The 16,396-nt window shown below is 69.7% G+C and carries 6 protein-coding genes; 3 read left to right on the top strand and 3 right to left on the bottom strand.

Translation table 11 applies throughout. The annotated features are described in order from the left end of the window. Positions 1–21 precede the first annotated feature (21 nt). The 3 genes from C7H75_RS00985 (at position 22) to C7H75_RS00975 (ending at position 7,862) form a co-directional block, all read left to right on the top strand. A complete protein-coding gene (locus C7H75_RS00985; RefSeq protein WP_081123041.1) occupies positions 22–3,345 on the top strand; it encodes an arabinosyltransferase domain-containing protein in 3,324 nt (1,107 codons plus the stop codon). A 73-nt stretch (positions 3,346–3,418) separates the two neighbouring features. Further along, positions 3,419–6,739 (top strand): arabinosyltransferase domain-containing protein, encoded by a 3,321-nt coding sequence (locus C7H75_RS00980; RefSeq protein WP_106850837.1) that lies wholly within the window; start codon positions 3,419–3,421, stop codon positions 6,737–6,739. A 154-nt stretch (positions 6,740–6,893) separates the two neighbouring features. Further along, positions 6,894–7,862, top strand: a complete 969-nt coding sequence (locus C7H75_RS00975; RefSeq protein ID WP_084868103.1) for a hypothetical protein — start codon at positions 6,894–6,896, stop codon at positions 7,860–7,862. 67 nt (positions 7,863–7,929) lie between these two features. Here the strand turns inward: C7H75_RS00975 and C7H75_RS00970 are convergent, their stop codons facing one another. From C7H75_RS00970 to fadD32, 3 genes are read right to left on the bottom strand one after another with little or no spacing between them, the layout of a single operon-like run. Continuing rightward, on the bottom strand, positions 7,930–9,474 hold the full coding sequence (locus C7H75_RS00970; protein ID WP_005516310.1) for an acyl-CoA carboxylase subunit beta: 1,545 nt from the start codon (positions 9,472–9,474) through the stop codon (positions 7,930–7,932). Next, positions 9,475–14,400: a polyketide synthase Pks13 gene (gene pks13, locus C7H75_RS00965; RefSeq protein WP_106850836.1), complete on the bottom strand. Its 4,926-nt coding sequence runs from the start codon at positions 14,398–14,400 to the stop codon at positions 9,475–9,477. It lies immediately after the preceding gene. 31 nt (positions 14,401–14,431) lie between these two features. Next, positions 14,432–16,327, bottom strand: a complete 1,896-nt coding sequence (fadD32, locus tag C7H75_RS00960) for a long-chain-fatty-acid--AMP ligase FadD32 (protein WP_005516312.1) — start codon at positions 16,325–16,327, stop codon at positions 14,432–14,434. Positions 16,328–16,396 lie beyond the last annotated feature (69 nt).

Below are 16,396 nucleotides of genomic sequence, written 5' to 3'. Positions count from 1 at the left end.
GCTCCCCTAGAGTCGAGTCTCGTGCCAGACGACGTGACAGCCCCCGCCCAGGTCGACTCGAGCCGCAAGGCGAGCGGGGTTCGAACCGCTCGCCTCGTCGCGATCGTCACCGGTCTGCTCGGCGCGATCCTCGCGCTCGCCACCCCGTTCCTGCCGGTGCAGCAGGATGCGGCGTCGATCAGCTGGCCGCAGAACGGCAGCCTCACGAACGTCGAGGCGCCGCTCGTCTCCTACACACCGCAGCAACTGCACGTGAGCATCCCGTGCACCGCCGTCGGCCAGCTGACCGAGAAGGGCGGCGCTCTCGTCTCGACGGTCCCGACGTCCGCCGGACGCGCCGAGGCCGACGGCCTCGTGATCAAGGTGGACGCCGCGTCCGACGGCGAACCCGCCCGGCTGCGAGCGATCCTGCGCGACACCGCGCTTCTCTCGCTGCCCCTCGACGACCTGCGCGGCTGCACCGAGATCGTCGTGACGTCCGACTCGCAGGGCACCACCGCCGCCGTCGCCGGAATCCCCGACCAGGAGGCGACCGTCGTCGACGGCGACGTCCGTCCACAGATGGTCGGCGTCTTCACCGATCTGCAGGGCACCCCGCCGGCCGGGCTCGACGTCCGCGCCGACCTCGACTCGCGCTTCTCGTCGAGCCCCACGCTGATCAAACTGGTGGCGATGATCGGTGCAGTGCTCGCCACGATCGTCTCGCTGGTCGCCCTGCACCGCCTCGACGGCATCGACGGCCGCCGCACCCGCCGCTTCCTCCCGGCCCGGTGGTGGCGGTTCACCGGCATCGACGCGGTCGTCATCGGTGGACTGCTGCTGTGGCACGTGATCGGCGCCAACACGTCCGACGACGGCTATCTACTCAACATGGCTCGCGTCTCCGAGCACGCCGGCTACATGGCCAACTACTTCCGCTGGTTCGGCGTCCCCGAAGCGCCGTTCGGCTGGTACTACGACGTCCTCGTGCTGTTCACGAAGGTGAGCACCGCCAGCATGTGGATGCGCCTGCCCGCGCTGATCGCCGGAATCCTCTGCTGGATGATCATCAGCCGCGAGGTGATCCCCCGCCTCGGCCGCACCGTCCGCCGCAACAGCGTCGCGATGTGGACCGCGGGCCTGGTGTTCCTCGCGTTCTGGCTCCCGTTCAACAACGGACTGCGGCCCGAACCGATCATCGCCCTCGGCGCGCTGCTCACGTGGTGCTCGATCGAACGCGCGATCGCAACCGGACGCATGCTGCCCGCCGCCGTCGCGGTGCTGATCGCCGCGTTCTCCCTCGCCGCCGGACCGTCCGGGCTCATCGCGATCGCCGCACTCATCGCCGGCGCCCGGTCGATCGTGCAGATCGCCGTCCGGCGCGCACCGAAGGTCGGCGTGGTCGGCCAGATCGCGCCGATTCTCGCGTCCGGCACCGTCGTACTCGTCGCCGTGTTCGCCGACCAGACCCTCGCCTCGGTGCTCGAGGCGACGCGCGTGCGCACCGCCGTCGGCCCGAACGTCGCCTGGTTCGACGAGCGGGTCCGCTGGGACGCCCTGCTCAACGTCTCCCCCGACGGCTCGCTGGCGCGCCGCTTCGCGGTCTTCGCGATGCTGCTGTGCCTGATCGTGTGCATCCTGATGCTGCTGCGCCGCGGCGGGAAGATCCCCGGCACCGCGATCGGCCCGTCCCGCCGCATCCTCGGCATCATCTTCGCGTCACTGCTGCTGATGAGCTTCACACCGACCAAGTGGACCCACCACTTCGGCGTGTACGCGGGCCTGGCCGGATCCGTCGCCGCGCTCGCCGCCGTCGCGGTCGCCGGCGCCAGCCTGCGCTCCAAGCGCAACCGCACCCTGTTCGCCGCGGCGGTGCTGTTCATCCTGACGATGTCGTTCACCGGCCCCAACGGCTGGTGGTACGTGTCCAGCTACGGCGTGCCGTGGTGGGACAAGCCGCCGTCCATCGGCGGCAAGGGCTTCTCGACCGCACTGCTCGGGCTGACGGTCCTCGCGCTGTTGCTCGCGGCCTGGTTCCACATCCGCGAACCGTACGAGCGCGCCAGGGACGCGAAGAATGCCGGGACCGCCGCACCGAACGGCAACGGCCGGCTCGCCCGCATCCGCCGGTGGTCGCCCGCGCCACTGACGCTGGCCGCGGCCGCCGTCGTGCTGTTCGAGGTGCTCTCGCTCCTCAAGGGCGCCGTCGCGCAGTACCCGTCGTACTCGATCGCGCACGCGAACCTGCGCTCCGCAGCCGGAAACTCGTGCGCGCTCGCCGACTACGTCCTCGTCGAGGACGACACGAACGCTTCCGTGCTGCGACTGCTGGACCAGCCGACCGATCTCGCGGGTGCCGGCGCCTTCGGGGCCACCGCGGCGACCGGCTTCACCGCGGACGGTGTCGCCCGCGACCTCACCGCCGACAAGGAGACCGTCGCGACCGGCGGCGCCAACTCCGTCGACGCCGACTCCGATTCGGGTCAGAGCACCACCGGCACCGGCGCCGGCACGGGCGGCGGTACCGAGGCGTCCACCGGCGTCAACGGCAGCTCCGTGTCCCTGCCGTTCGGGCTGTCCCCGGCCACCACCCCGGTGCTCGGCAGCTACCAGTCCGGCGCCCAGGAGTCCGCCGAACTGGTCACCGGCTGGTACGGCCTCCCCGACCGCAGCGACGACGCCCCGATCCTGACGATCGCGGCGGCCGGACGCATCCACTCCGTCGATCCCGACGGCATCGTCACCGACGGCCAGCTACTCGACGTCGAGTACGGCACCCGGCAGGCGGACGGCAGCGTCGAGGCCCTCGGCCGCATCGCACCCATCGACATCGGACCGGCACCGTCGTGGCGGAACCTGCGGGTGCCGCTCGACCAGCTGCCCGCCGGCGCGAACGCCGTCCGGCTCGTCGCGTCCGACACCGGGCTCGCCCCCGACCAGTGGCTGGCCGTCACCCCGCCGCGCGTACCGCGCATGCAGACCCTGCAGACCGTCGTCGGCAGCAGCGCACCCGTGCTGCTCGACTGGTCGGTGGGCCTGGCGTTCCCGTGCCAGCGCCCGTTCGCGCACCGGGACGGCGTCGCCGAGATCCCCGAGTACCGCATCCTGCCCGACCGGGTGGGCGCCCAGGCCACCAACGCGTGGCAGGACGCGATCGGTGGCGGACCGCTCGGCTGGACGCCGTTGCTGCTGAACGCCGAGACCATCCCGACCTACCTGGACGGCGACTGGCGGCGGGACTGGGGTTCCCTCGAACGATTCACCCCGATCGTCGAATCGGCGCAGCCCGCGCAGGTGGATGTCGAGCAGATCAACCGGTCGGGCCTGTGGTCGCCGGGCCCGATCCGGGAGACCCCACCCGCTTGACCAGCCTGTGAAGTAACTGAGAGCCGGTGACCTCGTTCGGATAACGAAAACATCTCGCCTACGATCGAACACCGTGCCCGACGTTGTGACAGTCCCCGCTCCCGGACCCGAAGCAGGCTCACCGCCGCCGGCTTCCCGACCCCGAAAAGCGGATCTCCGCAACGCTCGGCTGATCGCCGTCGTCACCGGCCTGGTCGGCCTACTGCTGGCGCTGGCGACGCCGTTCCTGCCGGTCACCCAGACCGCAGCGAGCGTGTCGTGGCCCGAGAACGGCGTCGCCGCCAACGTCGAGGCGCCGCTGATGTCGCAGGTACCGACGTCGCTGTCCGCGACGATCCCCTGCCGGGCCGTCGCCGAGATGCCCGAGGCCGGCGGCATCCTGCTCGCCACCGCGCCCGCCCAGGGTGAGGACGCGCCCGTCAACGCGATGTTCGTGCGCGTGTCCAGCGAGTCCGTCGACGTCCTCAACCGGAACGTCGTCATCGCCACCGCGCCGCGCGAAGACGTCGAATCCGGCTGCAGCGAGATCTCGATCGCCTCCGACGTCAACGGCACCACCGCCGAATTCGTCGGCCTCACCGACGACGACGGCAAGCCCCTCGTCGGCGAGATGATATTCGACTACCGGCCGCAGGTCGTCGGCATCTTCACCGACCTCGCCGGCAAGAGCGTCCCGGGTCTGCAGTTCTCGATGGACATCGACTCCCGGTTCTCGTCGAGCCCCACCGCGGTCAAGCTGATCGCGATGATCGGCGCGATCCTCGCCACCCTGATCTCGCTCGTCGCCCTGCACCGCCTCGACGGCGCGGACGGCCGTCGGGCCCGCCGCTTCCTGCCGTCCCGCTGGTGGAAGCTCACCGCAGTCGACGGCGTCGTCGTCGGCACCCTCGTCGGCTGGCACTTCTTCGGCGCCAACACCGCCGACGACGGCTACCTGCTCACGATGGCCCGCGCCTCCGAGCACTCGGGCTACATGGCCAACTACTTCCGCTGGTTCGGCGTCCCCGAGGCCCCGTTCGGCTGGTACTACGACGTCCTCGCCCTCATGGCGAAGATCTCCACCGCGAGCCCGTGGATGCGTCTGCCCGCGCTCCTCGCCGCGATCCTGTGCTGGATGGTCATCAGCCGCGAGGTGATCCCGCGCCTCGGACGGGCGGTACGCCACAACCGTGTCGCGCTGTGGACCGCGGGCCTGGTGTTCCTCGCGTTCTGGCTGCCCTACAACAACGGTCTGCGCCCCGAACCGATCGTCGCCGTCGGCGCGCTGCTGACCTGGTGCTCGATCGAACGTGCCATCGGCACCCGACGTCTGCTGCCCGCCGCGATCGCCGCCCTCGTCGGCGCGTTCACGCTGGCCGCGGCCCCCACCGGACTGATGTGTATCGCCGCGCTGCTGGCCGGTCTGCGCCCCATCACCCGGCTCATCGTCCGACGACGCCGCCAGGTGGGCACCTTCTCGCAGCTGCTGCCGCTCGCCGCGGCCGGCACGCTGGTCCTGGTCGTCGTCTTCGCCGACCAGACGTTCTCCACCGTCATGGAAGCCACCCGGGTCCGCACGATCATCGGCCCGAACCTCGAGTGGTTCCAGGACTACCAGCGCTACTACTTCCTGTTCGTCCAGACCACCGACGGCTCGCTCGCCCGCCGCTTCGCGTTCCTGACGATGCTGCTGTGCCTGTTCACGGTGCTGTTCGTGTTCCTGCGCCGTAAGCGGATCCCCGGCGTCGCCGCCGGTCCGTCGTGGCGTCTGATGGGCATCGTCTTCGGAACGATGTTCTTCATGATGTTCAACCCCACGAAGTGGACCCACCACTTCGGGGCGTACGCGGGCATCGCCGGCTCACTGGCCGCGCTCACCGCCGTCGTCGTGTCCGCCAGCGCACTGCGCTCGCGGCGCAACCGCACAATGTTCCTCGCCGGACTGTTGTTCGTGCTGGCGCTGTCGTTCTCCGGCATCAACGGCTACTGGTACGTCTCCAGCTACGGCGTCCCGTGGTTCGACAAGACCGTGCAGCTCAGCGGCCGCGAATCGAGCACCCTGTTCCTGGTGCTGTTCGGCCTGTCGGTCGCACTCGTCGCATGGCAGTACCTGCGCGAGGGCTACGCGCCGCCGCCGGCGAAGCCCGGCACCGCCAAGGGCCGACGGATCCGCAAGTTCGCGGCCGCACCTCTCACCGTCGTCGCCGGCGCCATGGTGCTGTTCGAGGTCCTGTCGATGCTCAAGGGCGCGGTGTCGCAGTACCCCGCGTACTCGCTCGGCCGCTCCAACGTCGAAGCCCTCGCCGGCAAGACCTGTGGTCTCGCCGAGGACGTGCTGGTGGAATCGGACCCCAACGACGGCGCGCTCACCCCCATCGCAGACCCCGCCAACCCACTCGCCGACCCGAGCGATCCGCTCGCCGGCAGCAAGCCCGTCGGCTTCACCCCCAACGGCGTGCCCGACGACCTGACCGCCGACTACGTCGAGGTCAAGGCCGGCATGGGCAACACCGACGGCCAGAGCATCGGACCGAGCTTCGAGACCGGCTCCGGCTCCGGCACCACCGGCGGCGTCGGCGCGCTCGGCGTCAACGGCAGCACCGTCAAACTGCCCTTCGGACTCGACCCGGCCCGCACCCCCGTCCTCGGCAGCTACCAGGACGGCATCCAGCAGTCGGCGTCCGTCGTGTCCAGCTGGTACCAGCTGCCCGAACGCAGCGACGACTCCCCGCTCGTCGTGCTGTCCGCCGCCGGCCGCATCTTCTCCGTCGACCAGATCAGCGGACAGACCAACTACGGCCAGTCCCTCGTCGTCGAATACGGCAAGCGGCAGGCCGACGGCACCGTCGACGTCCAAGGCACCTACGTGCCCCGCGACATCGGCCCCGCCCCGTCGTGGCGCAACCTGCGCGTCCCGATCGACGAACTGCCCGCCGACACCGACGTCGTGCGGATCAACGCCAGCGACCCCAACCTCACCGGCGACCAGTGGCTCGCATTCACGCCGCCCCGCGTCCCGAAGCTCCAATCGCTCGGCACCGTCGTCGGCAACGAACGACCCGTACTGCTGGACTGGGCCGTCGGACTGCAGTTCCCGTGCCAACGCCCGTTCGACCACCTCAACGGCGTCGCCGAGATGCCCGAGTACCGGATCCTGCCGGACCGGCCCCTCGCGGTCAGCTCCACCGACACCTGGCAGTCCCTCGAGAACGGCGGCCCCCTCGGCTGGACCGAAATGCTCTCCAGCGCCACCACCATCCCGACCTACCTGAACCACGACTGGGGCCGCGACTGGGGCTCGCTCGAACGGTACGACCGGCACTACCCCGACGCCCAGCCCACCACCGTCGAGACCCGCGAAGTCACCCGATCCGGCTTCTGGTCGCCAGGCACCATGCGGGTGTACGAGCCGTAGGCTGGTTTCTTCTCAGCTGAAGGGTCCCTTCATGCGCTCCCAGCGTATGAAGGGTCCCTTCAGCTTTATCCACAGCCGCACGTTCATCCACAGGCGGACGCATCCGCGTCGCTCGTCAGCTCTGACCCACCGGACCGTCCACCAAGCTGTGCGCATGGGACGACGACATTGGAGCGCGGACGCACTTCGCGAGCTCCGCCGCTTCGCGGTCAGCGGCATCGTGCGGGTGCGAGACCTTCTCGAAGCCGGGATGTCCGGTTCGGCGATCAGCTTTCGATGCAGGCCCGAGGGGCCGTGGCAACGAATACTGCCCGGCCTCGTGCTCATGCACAACGGCGTACCGAGTCAGCGCGAGCGGCGCACCGCGGCGTTGCTCTACTGCGGAACCGGCTCGATGCTGACCGGGCGCGCGGCGCTGGCCGAACACGGATACCGATCATCCGAATCGTTCTCCGACGTGCATGTGCTCCTCGACCATTCGCGGCGGATGCAGTCGACAGGCTTCCTCGTGGTGGAGCGGACGACCCGGCTACCGACGCCGGTGGATCGGAGTGGACTCGCCTGCAGCCCGCTACCCCGAGCGCTGCTCGATGCCGCCAGACGATGCACCACAACCTCTGCAGCACGGGCGCTACTTGCGGAGGCAGTGCAGCGTGGCGATGTCTCGCCCGCCACGCTCGCAGACGAACTCGAGTCGGGCAGCAATCGTGGATCGGCACTACCCAGGAAAATTCTGCGCGAGGTCAGCGCCGACATCCATTCCGTGGCCGAGGCCGACGCCCGACAGTTGTGGCTCCGAAGCGGTCTTCCGCCGATGCACTTCAACCGCGAGATCGAGACGAGGGCGGGCACATTCGTGGCACGACCCGACGGTTGGATCGACGAGGTCGCCCTCGCGTGGGAAATCGACTCGCTCGACTGGCATCTGTCACCCGACGAGTACGACGCCACGCTCGCACGGCGGGCACGCATGCAAAGCGAGGGCATCATCGTGCTCGCCGTCATCCCACGGCAGTTGCGGGACTCCCCGGAACGCGCGCTGGCAGACCTGCGCGCGCACTACGAACTGGCGCGGTCCAGACCGCGGCCACCGCTCCGCATGCGGCCCCGGCCGACCCACTGAAGAGCTGAAGGGACCATTCATGCGCTGCGAGCGCACAAAGGGTCCCTTCAGCTTGGAGACGAAGAGGTCAGAACGGAAGCAGATGATGCTTGCGCGGGTTCTTGAACACCTTCTTGTCGCGGAGCAGGGTGAGTGCCTTGCGGATCTCGAGGCGGGTGGTCGACGGTTCGATGACGGCGTCGATGTAGCCGCGCTCGGCCGCGATGTACGGCGTCGCGACGTGCTCGTTGTAGAAGTTGATGAGCTGCGCGCGAACCGCGGGGGCGTTGTCGCCGGCGGCCTCGATCTGCTTGCGGCCGATGAGGTTCACCGCGCCCTCGGCGCCCATGACCGCGATGCGTGCAGTGGGCCAGGCGAGGTTGACGTCGGCGCCGAGCTGCTTGGAGCCCATCACCGCGTATGCGCCGCCGTACGCCTTGCGCACCACGACGGTCACCTTGGGGACCGTCGCCTCGACGTACGCGAACAGGAAGCGGCCGCCGCGCTTGATGACACCGACCTTCTCCTGCTCCACACCGACCAGGAAGCCCGGAGTGTCGACGACGAACACCAGCGGGATGTCGTAGGCGTTGCAGACGCGCACGAAGTGAGCGCCCTTGTCGGAAGCCGCCGCGTCGAGCGCACCGGACAGCTGCATCGGCTGGTTCGCGACCACACCCACCGGGCGGCCGTCGACCCGCGCGAAGCCGGTGATGAGGTTCTGCGCCGACTGGCTCCGAACCTCGAGGAACTCCCCGTCGTCGAAGATCTTGAGCAGGACGTCGTGCATGTCGTAGCCGGCGTTGTCGGCGTCGGGCATGAACGCGTCGAGCGACCGGTCGTCCTCGGTGATCTCCGGCTCGAGGCCCGGGTTGATGATCGGGGGCTTCTCGGTGCAGCTCGACGGCATGTAGCTGAGGTACTGGCGCGCGTACTCGAACGCCGCCTTCTCGTCGGGCGCGACGTGGTGGATGTTGCCGTACTCGGCCTGGTTCCGCGCGCCGCCGAGCTCGTCGAGACTGACGTCCTCGCCGGTGACCGACTTGATGACGTCCGGCCCGGTGACGAACATGTACGACTCTTCGGTCGCGATCACGATGTCGGTGTTGATGGGCGCGTACACGGCGCCGCCGGCGCACTTGCCGAGGATGATCGAGATCTGCGGGCACATGCCCGACAGCGGCTCCTGGCGCCGGCCCATCTCGGCGTACCACGCGAGCGAGGTCACCGCGTCCTGGATGCGGGCGCCGGCGGACTCGTTGATACCGACGACCGGGCAGCCGATCTTGATGGCGAAGTCGTTCACCGCGGCGACCTTGCGGCCGAAGATCTCGCCGGCCGCGCCGCCGAAGACGGTCTGGTCGTGCGCGAACACCGCGACCGGCCGCCCGTCGACCAGGCCGTGGCCGGTGACGACGCCGTCGCCGTAGGGATTGGAGTCGTCGCCGGGCTGACGGGCCAACTGGCCCATCTCGACGAACGTGCCCGGGTCGAGCAGCATCTCGATCCGCTCGCGCGGCGTCGGCAGACCCTTGTCCTTGCGCTTCTGAATCGCTCTGGGGTTACCCGGGGCCTTCGACAGCTCGAGCTTTTCGTGCAGTTCCGCAAGCTTTTCTGCGGTGGTGGTGCTCACTCAGTTGCTCCGCTTCTCGATCTCGGCCAGCTTGTTCGACAGGTCCGCGCCGACCTTGGAGATGTAGGGCTCGTCGACGATCTGGATGTGGTCGCCACCGATGTAGACGACCTCCAGGTTCTTCGCCACGTCACCCCAGCCGCCGTCGGGCTGTCGAGTCCCGAACGAGGGCTCGAGATTGATCGCGTCCTCGTGGTAGCTGTCCGCCATGTACAGCACGACATCGCCGTCGTACGGCTGCGGATCCGCCGTCTGGATGGCCCGGTTGTCGAGCCACGACGTCCGCTGGTGCTCGATGATGCCGCCGGGGATCTTCGCGCCGCTGAGCTTCAGCAGATCCATCAGGATCCCGATCTGCTCCTCGTCGCTGCCCGCCTCCGCGAGCCGATCGAACGGCAGGGGTGCATCGACACCGTACGTCTTCTTCGCGAACTTCGCGTAGCGCTGCCAACGGGCCCGGATCTCGTCCGGGGTGTCCTCGACCTTCTCACCGGCCATGACGGTGTCGATCAGGCCGACGACGCGGACGTCGGCGCCCTGCTCACGCAGCTGCCGCGCCACCGCATAGGCGAGCACGCCGCCGAGCGACCACCCGGCCAGCACGTACGGGCCGTCACCCTGGATCTCCCGCAGCAGCGGCACGTACGCCGCGGCGCGCTCGTCGATCGGGCCCTCGACCCGCTCGAGACCGAACATCGGGGTGTGCGCGGGCAGGCGCTTGAGCAGCGGCTCGTACGCCACCGTCGACCCACCGGCCGGATGGAACACGAACACCGGCACGGCGTCCGAGCCCTCGGCGCGCGGGCGCAGCGTGCGCACCAGTCCGTCGATCTTCAGGCCGTCCTCGAGGTGCTGACGTACCGTCTCGGCGAGCTGCTCGATGGTCTCGGCGTCGAGCACGTCGTCGACGGTGATCTCGCCGCCCGACCGCTCGGTGAGACGAGCCGCCAGCTTCTCCGCGTCCTCGTCGCCCAGGATCGGCAGCGTCCCGAAGATGCCCGGCGCCGACTTGCCGGTGACGACGGCCCACGACGCGAACGTCAGACGCTCGGCCGCGTCCCGCGGCGGGACGTCGACCTCGCCGGACTCGGCCGGAGCCTTCGCCGTCTGCTGCTCGGCGACCGGGGCCGCGACAGCCTCGACCGTCTCGCCGGCGTCCTTGTCCGCCTGCTGCTGCGCGGCCATCGCCGCGACCTCCTCGCGGTTCTCCACCGCGTAGCGCAGGTACTTCGCGACGTCGTGCAGGCTCGCGTCCTTCACCGCGGCCAACTGCAGCTGCGGGATGTCGAACTCGTACTCGACGCGGTTCTTGATCCGGACCGCCATCAGCGAGTCCAGACCCAGCTCGATCAGCGGGATCTCGCCCGGCAGATCCTCCGGCGCGTAGCCCATCGACTCCGCGACGATGATCGTCAGCCGGTCCTCGAGCGACTGCGAGCTCTCCGGATCCCAACGATCGCCGAACGATTCCGCGGACTTGGTCGACACCTCGTCGGACACCGCGGGCTCGGTCACGGCCGCGGCGACCACCGGCTCGGGCAGCGCCTCACCGGACGACACGACCGCGTCGTACACCAGCGCGAACCCGGCATCGGACTTCGCGTGCACCTGCACCGACGCGCCACCGAGATGCGGCACCAGCGTGGTGGTCAGGGTCCCGGCCGCCGGCACGTCGCCGTGCGCAACGGCGCCGGTCAGCGCGACGTCCGCGAACAGCTGTTCCGCGGCCGCGGTGACGAGTGCACCGAGATCGGTGACGGCGGAGGCCTGCACCTCCCACGCGTGCCGGCCGTCGGGCAGCGCGACGTGCGCACCCGGGACGCGGGTGTTGCCCGACGTGGAGACCCGCGCCTCGATCCAGTGCCGCTTGCGCAGGAACGCGGTGCGCGGCAGGTCGGCGAAGGCGCCGGCCGGGAGCAGCGACGGCAGGTCCACGGAGTGCCCGTGGACATACAGCTGCGCGAGGGCGGTGAGCACGCCGAGCGGCTCGTCCTCCTTGCGCTTGAGCGTCTGGATCAGCTGGGTGTCGGCCACACCAGCGGCCCACGCAGTCGCGGCGACCGACATCAGCGTCACCGGGTTGGGCGCCAGCTCGACGAACGTGGTGTGTCCGGCGTCGACGGCGGCCTTCACCGCGTTGGTGAAGTAGACGCTGTGCCGCAGACCCTTGGTCCAGTACTCGACCGGGTGGATCGGGGCGTGGCCCGCCGGGTAGTACGCGTCCTGATCGACGGACGAGTACTGCCCGACCTTCAGCTTGTACGGCTCGATGCCGGCCAACTCGGCCGCCAGCTCACCGAGCAGCGGATCGACCTGCGACGTGTGGCTCGCGCCCTTGGTTTGCAGGACCCGAGCCAGCTTCTCCTCGGCCTCGGCGCGCGCGACGATCGCGTTCACCTCGGGCTCGGGGCCACCGATGACAGTGTGGGTGGGGGCCGCGTAGACGCACACCTCGAGGTTCGGGAAGTCCGGCAGAACCTTCTCGATCTCCTCGGAGCTGTACTCGACGAGCGCCATCAGGCGGATGTCGTCGCCCTCGAGCAGGCCCTCGGCCTCGCCCATCAACCGCGACCGCGAGCAGATGACGCGGACCGCGTCCTCGAGCGACAGGCCGCCCGACACGTATGCGGCGGCGGCCTCACCCATCGAATGTCCGACCAACGCGGCCGGCTCGGCCCCGTGGTGGCGCAGCGTCTTGGCGAGCGCGACCTGGATCGTGAAGATGCCGACCTGCGACGTCTCGACGTCGTAGTCGATCGAGTCGTCGAGGAACTTCTCCTTCATGGAGTAGCCGGCCTCGTCCTCGATCAGCGCGTCGACCTCGTCGACGGCCGCGCGGAACACCGAGTTCTCGATGTACAGCTGCTTGGCCATCTTGCGGTGCTGCGAGCCATAACCCGAGAACACCCAGACCGGGCCCTTCGCGGCGGGCGCGTCGGCGGTCAGCACGCCCGGGGCGGGCTTGCCGGCGGCGACGGCGCGCAGGCCGGTGACGGCCTCGGCGCGGTTCTTCGCGATCACGACGGCGCGGGAGCGGCCGTGGTTGCGCTTGGCGAGGGTGCGCGCGACGTCGGCGAGCGGCGTGCGGCTGCCCTCCTCGGTCTCGAGCCAGTTGGCCAAGTCCTCGGCGGCACGACGACGGCGCGACGGCATCGACGCCGACACCGCCAGCAGGACCGCGGTCTCCGCGACCTCCACGGCGTCCGACGCCGCATCGAGCCCGACCGACTCGGCGGCCTCGGCGAGCATCCGCTCCGCCTCGGCCTCGATGGTGGTGTTCTCGTTGTCGAGGTCGATCGGCTCCGCCGCGACCTCGTCGGTCTTCGCGGAGCCCGTGTACTCACGGACCACGACGTGCGCGTTGGTGCCACCGAAACCGAAGCCGGACACGCCCGCGACGGCCTGACCCGTGTAGCGCGGCCACGCCGTCGCCTCCGGGATCACCTGCAGGTGCGCCTTGTCGAACTGGATGTACGGGTTGGGGCCCGCGTAGTTGAGCGACGCCGGGATGACGTCCTCCTGCAGCGCGAGCACGACCTTGATCAGGCCCGCCGCGCCCGCGGCGGCCTCGAGGTGACCGAAGTTGGTCTTCGCCGATCCGAGCAGCGCCGGCTTGTCGTCGTCCCGGCCGCGGCCGACGACGCGGCCGAGCGCGTCCGCCTCGATCGGGTCGCCGAGGATGGTGCCGGTGCCGTGCGCCTCGATGTAGTCGACACCGGACGGCGCGATGCCCGCGTCGCGGTAGGCGTGGCGGAGGCAGTCGGCCTGCGCGTCCGGGTTCGGCGCGAGCAGGCCGTTGGAGCGGCCGTCCTGGTTGACCGCGGAACCCGCGACGACCGCGAGGATCGTGTCACCGTCGCGCTCGGCGTCCTCGAGCCGCTTGAGCACGACGATGCCGCCGCCCTCGGCGCGGACGATTCCGCTCGCGTCGGACGAGAAGGCCTTGATCTTGCCGTCCTCGGTGAGGACGCCGCCCTCGTCGAAGCCGAGCGTCGCAGGCGGGGCGAGCAGCATGTTCACGCCACCGGCCAGCGCGATCTCGGACTCGCCCGAGCGCAGGCTGCGGACCGCCTGGTGCACCGCGACGAGCGACGACGAGCACGCCGTGTCCAGCGCGATCGACGGGCCGCGGAAGTCGTAGAAGTACGAGACACGATTCGCGACGATCGCCGTGGACGTGCCCGTCAGGGCGTACGGGTGCGCCGACGCCGGATCGCTCACCGCGAGCAGCTGGTAGTCGTTGGCCGACGAGCCGAGGAACACACCGACGTCGCGGCCCTTGAGCGCGCTCGCCGGAATGTGGGCGTGCTCGAGCGCCTCCCACGTCAGCTCCAGCGCCAGCCGCTGCTGCGGGTCCACGTTCTGGACCTCGAGCGGCGACATCGCGAAGAACTCGGCGTCGAAGCCGTGCACGTCGTCGAGGTAACCACCCTTGGTGGCGGCCTTCTCGACGGCGGCCGCGACATACGGATCGGCGGTGAACTCCGTCCAGCGGCCCTCGGGCAGATCGGTGACCGCGTCACGGCCCTCGATCAGCAGCTTCCACATCTCCTGCGGCGTGTGCCCGGCGCCCGGGAAGCGCGTCGCGAGGCCGACGATCGCGATGTCGTGCGACTGCCCGCCCGGGACGCCCCCGCGGTAGTACGCGGCGTCGTCGCCGTCCGCAGGCAGATCCGGCTCACCCTCGATGATGCGGGTGGCCAACGAGGCGATGGTCGGATGCTGGTAGACGACCGTGGCCGAGAGCGTGACGCCCACGAGATCCTCGATCTCCCCCGACAGCGCGACCGCGTCGCGGGAGGAGAGACCGAACTCCTCCAACGGCCGATCGTCGGATATCGCCGCCGCCGGTTGCCCGGTGGCCTCAGCGATCCAGTTGCGCATCCACTCGCGCAACTGCGCGACCGTCATCTCGTGTTCAGCCATCAACTCACCAAGCTATCCGTCAGAAAAGGATCTAGTCGGAAACGGCGTCCGGGAACGCGGTCTGGGTGTGGCCGCCACGCAGCGTCCCCTCGACGTACGCCGCCTTGCACGCGCGGCGGGCAAGCTTGCCGCTGGACGTACGAGGAATCGAGCCGGCCGGAACCAGCAGCACGTCGCGCGCAGTGACACCGTGCCGCGCCGAGATCGCGGCGCGAACGGCGTCCGCGATCGGCTGCGGGTCGGCCTTGCCGGCACCCGGCGCACGCTCCGCGACGATGACCAGCTGCTCGGACGCGTCGTCCTGGTCGAAGACCAGTCCGGAATGCGAGTTCTCGAACACCTGGGGCGGCAGCTGGTTCGCCGGGCAGGCGAACGCGGCGACGAACCCGGGGCGCAGCGCCGAGCTGGCCTCCTGCGCCGAGTACTCGAGATCCTGCGGGTAGTGGTTACGGCCGTCGACGATCACCAGATCCTTGACGCGGCCGGTGATGTAGAGCTCGCCGTCGACGAACACGCCGTAGTCGCCGGTGCGCAGCCAGTTCGCGTCGTCCGGCGCGCCCTCGGCGTGCGAGTCCGCGGGCAGGCGCTGGAGCAGCTTGTTGTGGAACGTCTCGGCGGTCTCCTGCTCGCGACCCCAGTACCCCTGCCCGATGTTGTCGCCGTGCAGCCAGATCTCGCCGACGTAGCCGTCGGGACGCTCGGCGGCGGTCTCGGGATCGACGATCGTGGCCCACTGGCTACGCGAGACGGCGCCGCACGCCACCTGCGCGACCGCGCCCGGGGCGTCCTGGTCGACCTGGACCATGCGGCCCGCGTTGAGCTCGTCGCGGTCGACGTACATGACCTTGGCCTCGTCCGACGGGTGCGTGGTCGAGACGAACAGCGTGGCCTCCGCCATGCCGTACGACGGCTTGATCGCCGTCTTGGGCAGGCCGTACGGCGCGAACGCCTCGTTGAACTTGCGCATCGACGACACCGTGACCGGCTCGCTGCCGTTGATCAGGCCGATGACATTGCTCAGGTCGAGGTGCTCGCCCTCCTTGGGCAGACCGCGGATCGCCGCGTGCTCGAACGCGAAGTTGGGGGCCGCGGCGTACGTTCCGGCGCCGTCGGCGATCGCCGCGAGTTCCTTGATCCAGCGGTAGGGACGCTGGACGAACGCGCGCGGGCTCATGATGGTGATGTACTGGCCACCGAGCGCGGGCAGGATCACGGTCAGCAGACCCATGTCGTGGTAGAGCGGCAGCCAGGTGACACCGCGCGAGTGCTCGCTCAGGCCGAGCGAATCGACCATCTGGAGCACGTTGGTGGCGACACCGCGATGCGTGATCTCGACACCGGCCGGCGTCCGGGTGGAACCGGACGTGTACTGCAGGTAGGCGATGTCGTCGAGTTCGATCGCGGGACGGACCCAGGTGTCGCCGACACTGTCCGGGATCGCGTCGACGGCGATGATCCGGGGACGCTTCGCGGCGGGCAGCGAACGGAAGAACTGACGGACACCGGCCGCCGACGAGGTCGCGGTCAGGATCGCGGCCGGCTCGCAGTCGCCGAGAACGGCGTGCAGGCGGTCGGTGTGGCCGGGCTCGTCCGGATCGAACAGCGGAACCGCGATACGACCGGCGTGGATGGCCGCGAAGAAGGACGTCACGTAGTCGAGGCCCTGCGGCGCGAGGATCGCGACGCGGTCGCCGTACTCGGTGACCTGCTGCAGACGGGCGGCGACAGCACGAAGACGCAGACCGAACTGGCCCCAGGTCAACTCGTGCGCTTCGCCGTCACGCTCGCGCGAGTAGTCGACGTAGCGGTACACCAGGTCGCCTGCGTTGTTGCGCGTGTGCTCGTCGACGTAGTCGATCAGCGTGTGCCCCGGCGTGAGCCGGATGTGGCCGTGTTCGTCGAGGTAGTCGTCGAACATCGCGTTCATTCCTTCTCCTGTCGAAGCGATCACACAACCATCAACCGACATGGTTGCGCCCCAGACTTCCTTCGCCGC

It is taken from the genome of Rhodococcus (subgen. Prescottella) equi (genome assembly GCF_003013675.1).
GTDB lineage: Bacteria > Actinomycetota > Actinomycetes > Mycobacteriales > Mycobacteriaceae > Prescottella > Prescottella equi.
The sequence above is the reverse complement of the archived record's forward strand: the minus strand, read 5'-3'. Positions and strand labels throughout refer to the sequence as shown.

Bases quoted from the DNA above. Each gene is read 5' to 3' on its own strand.
- C7H75_RS00975 (WP_084868103.1), top strand. From the start codon at position 6,894: ATGGGACGACGACATTGGAGCGCGGACGCACTTCGCGAGCTCCGCCGC.
- pks13 (WP_106850836.1), bottom strand. From the start codon at position 14,400: ATGGCTGAACACGAGATGACGGTCGCGCAGTTGCGCGAGTGGATGCGC.
- fadD32 (WP_005516312.1), bottom strand. From the start codon at position 16,327: ATGAACGCGATGTTCGACGACTACCTCGACGAACACGGCCACATCCGG.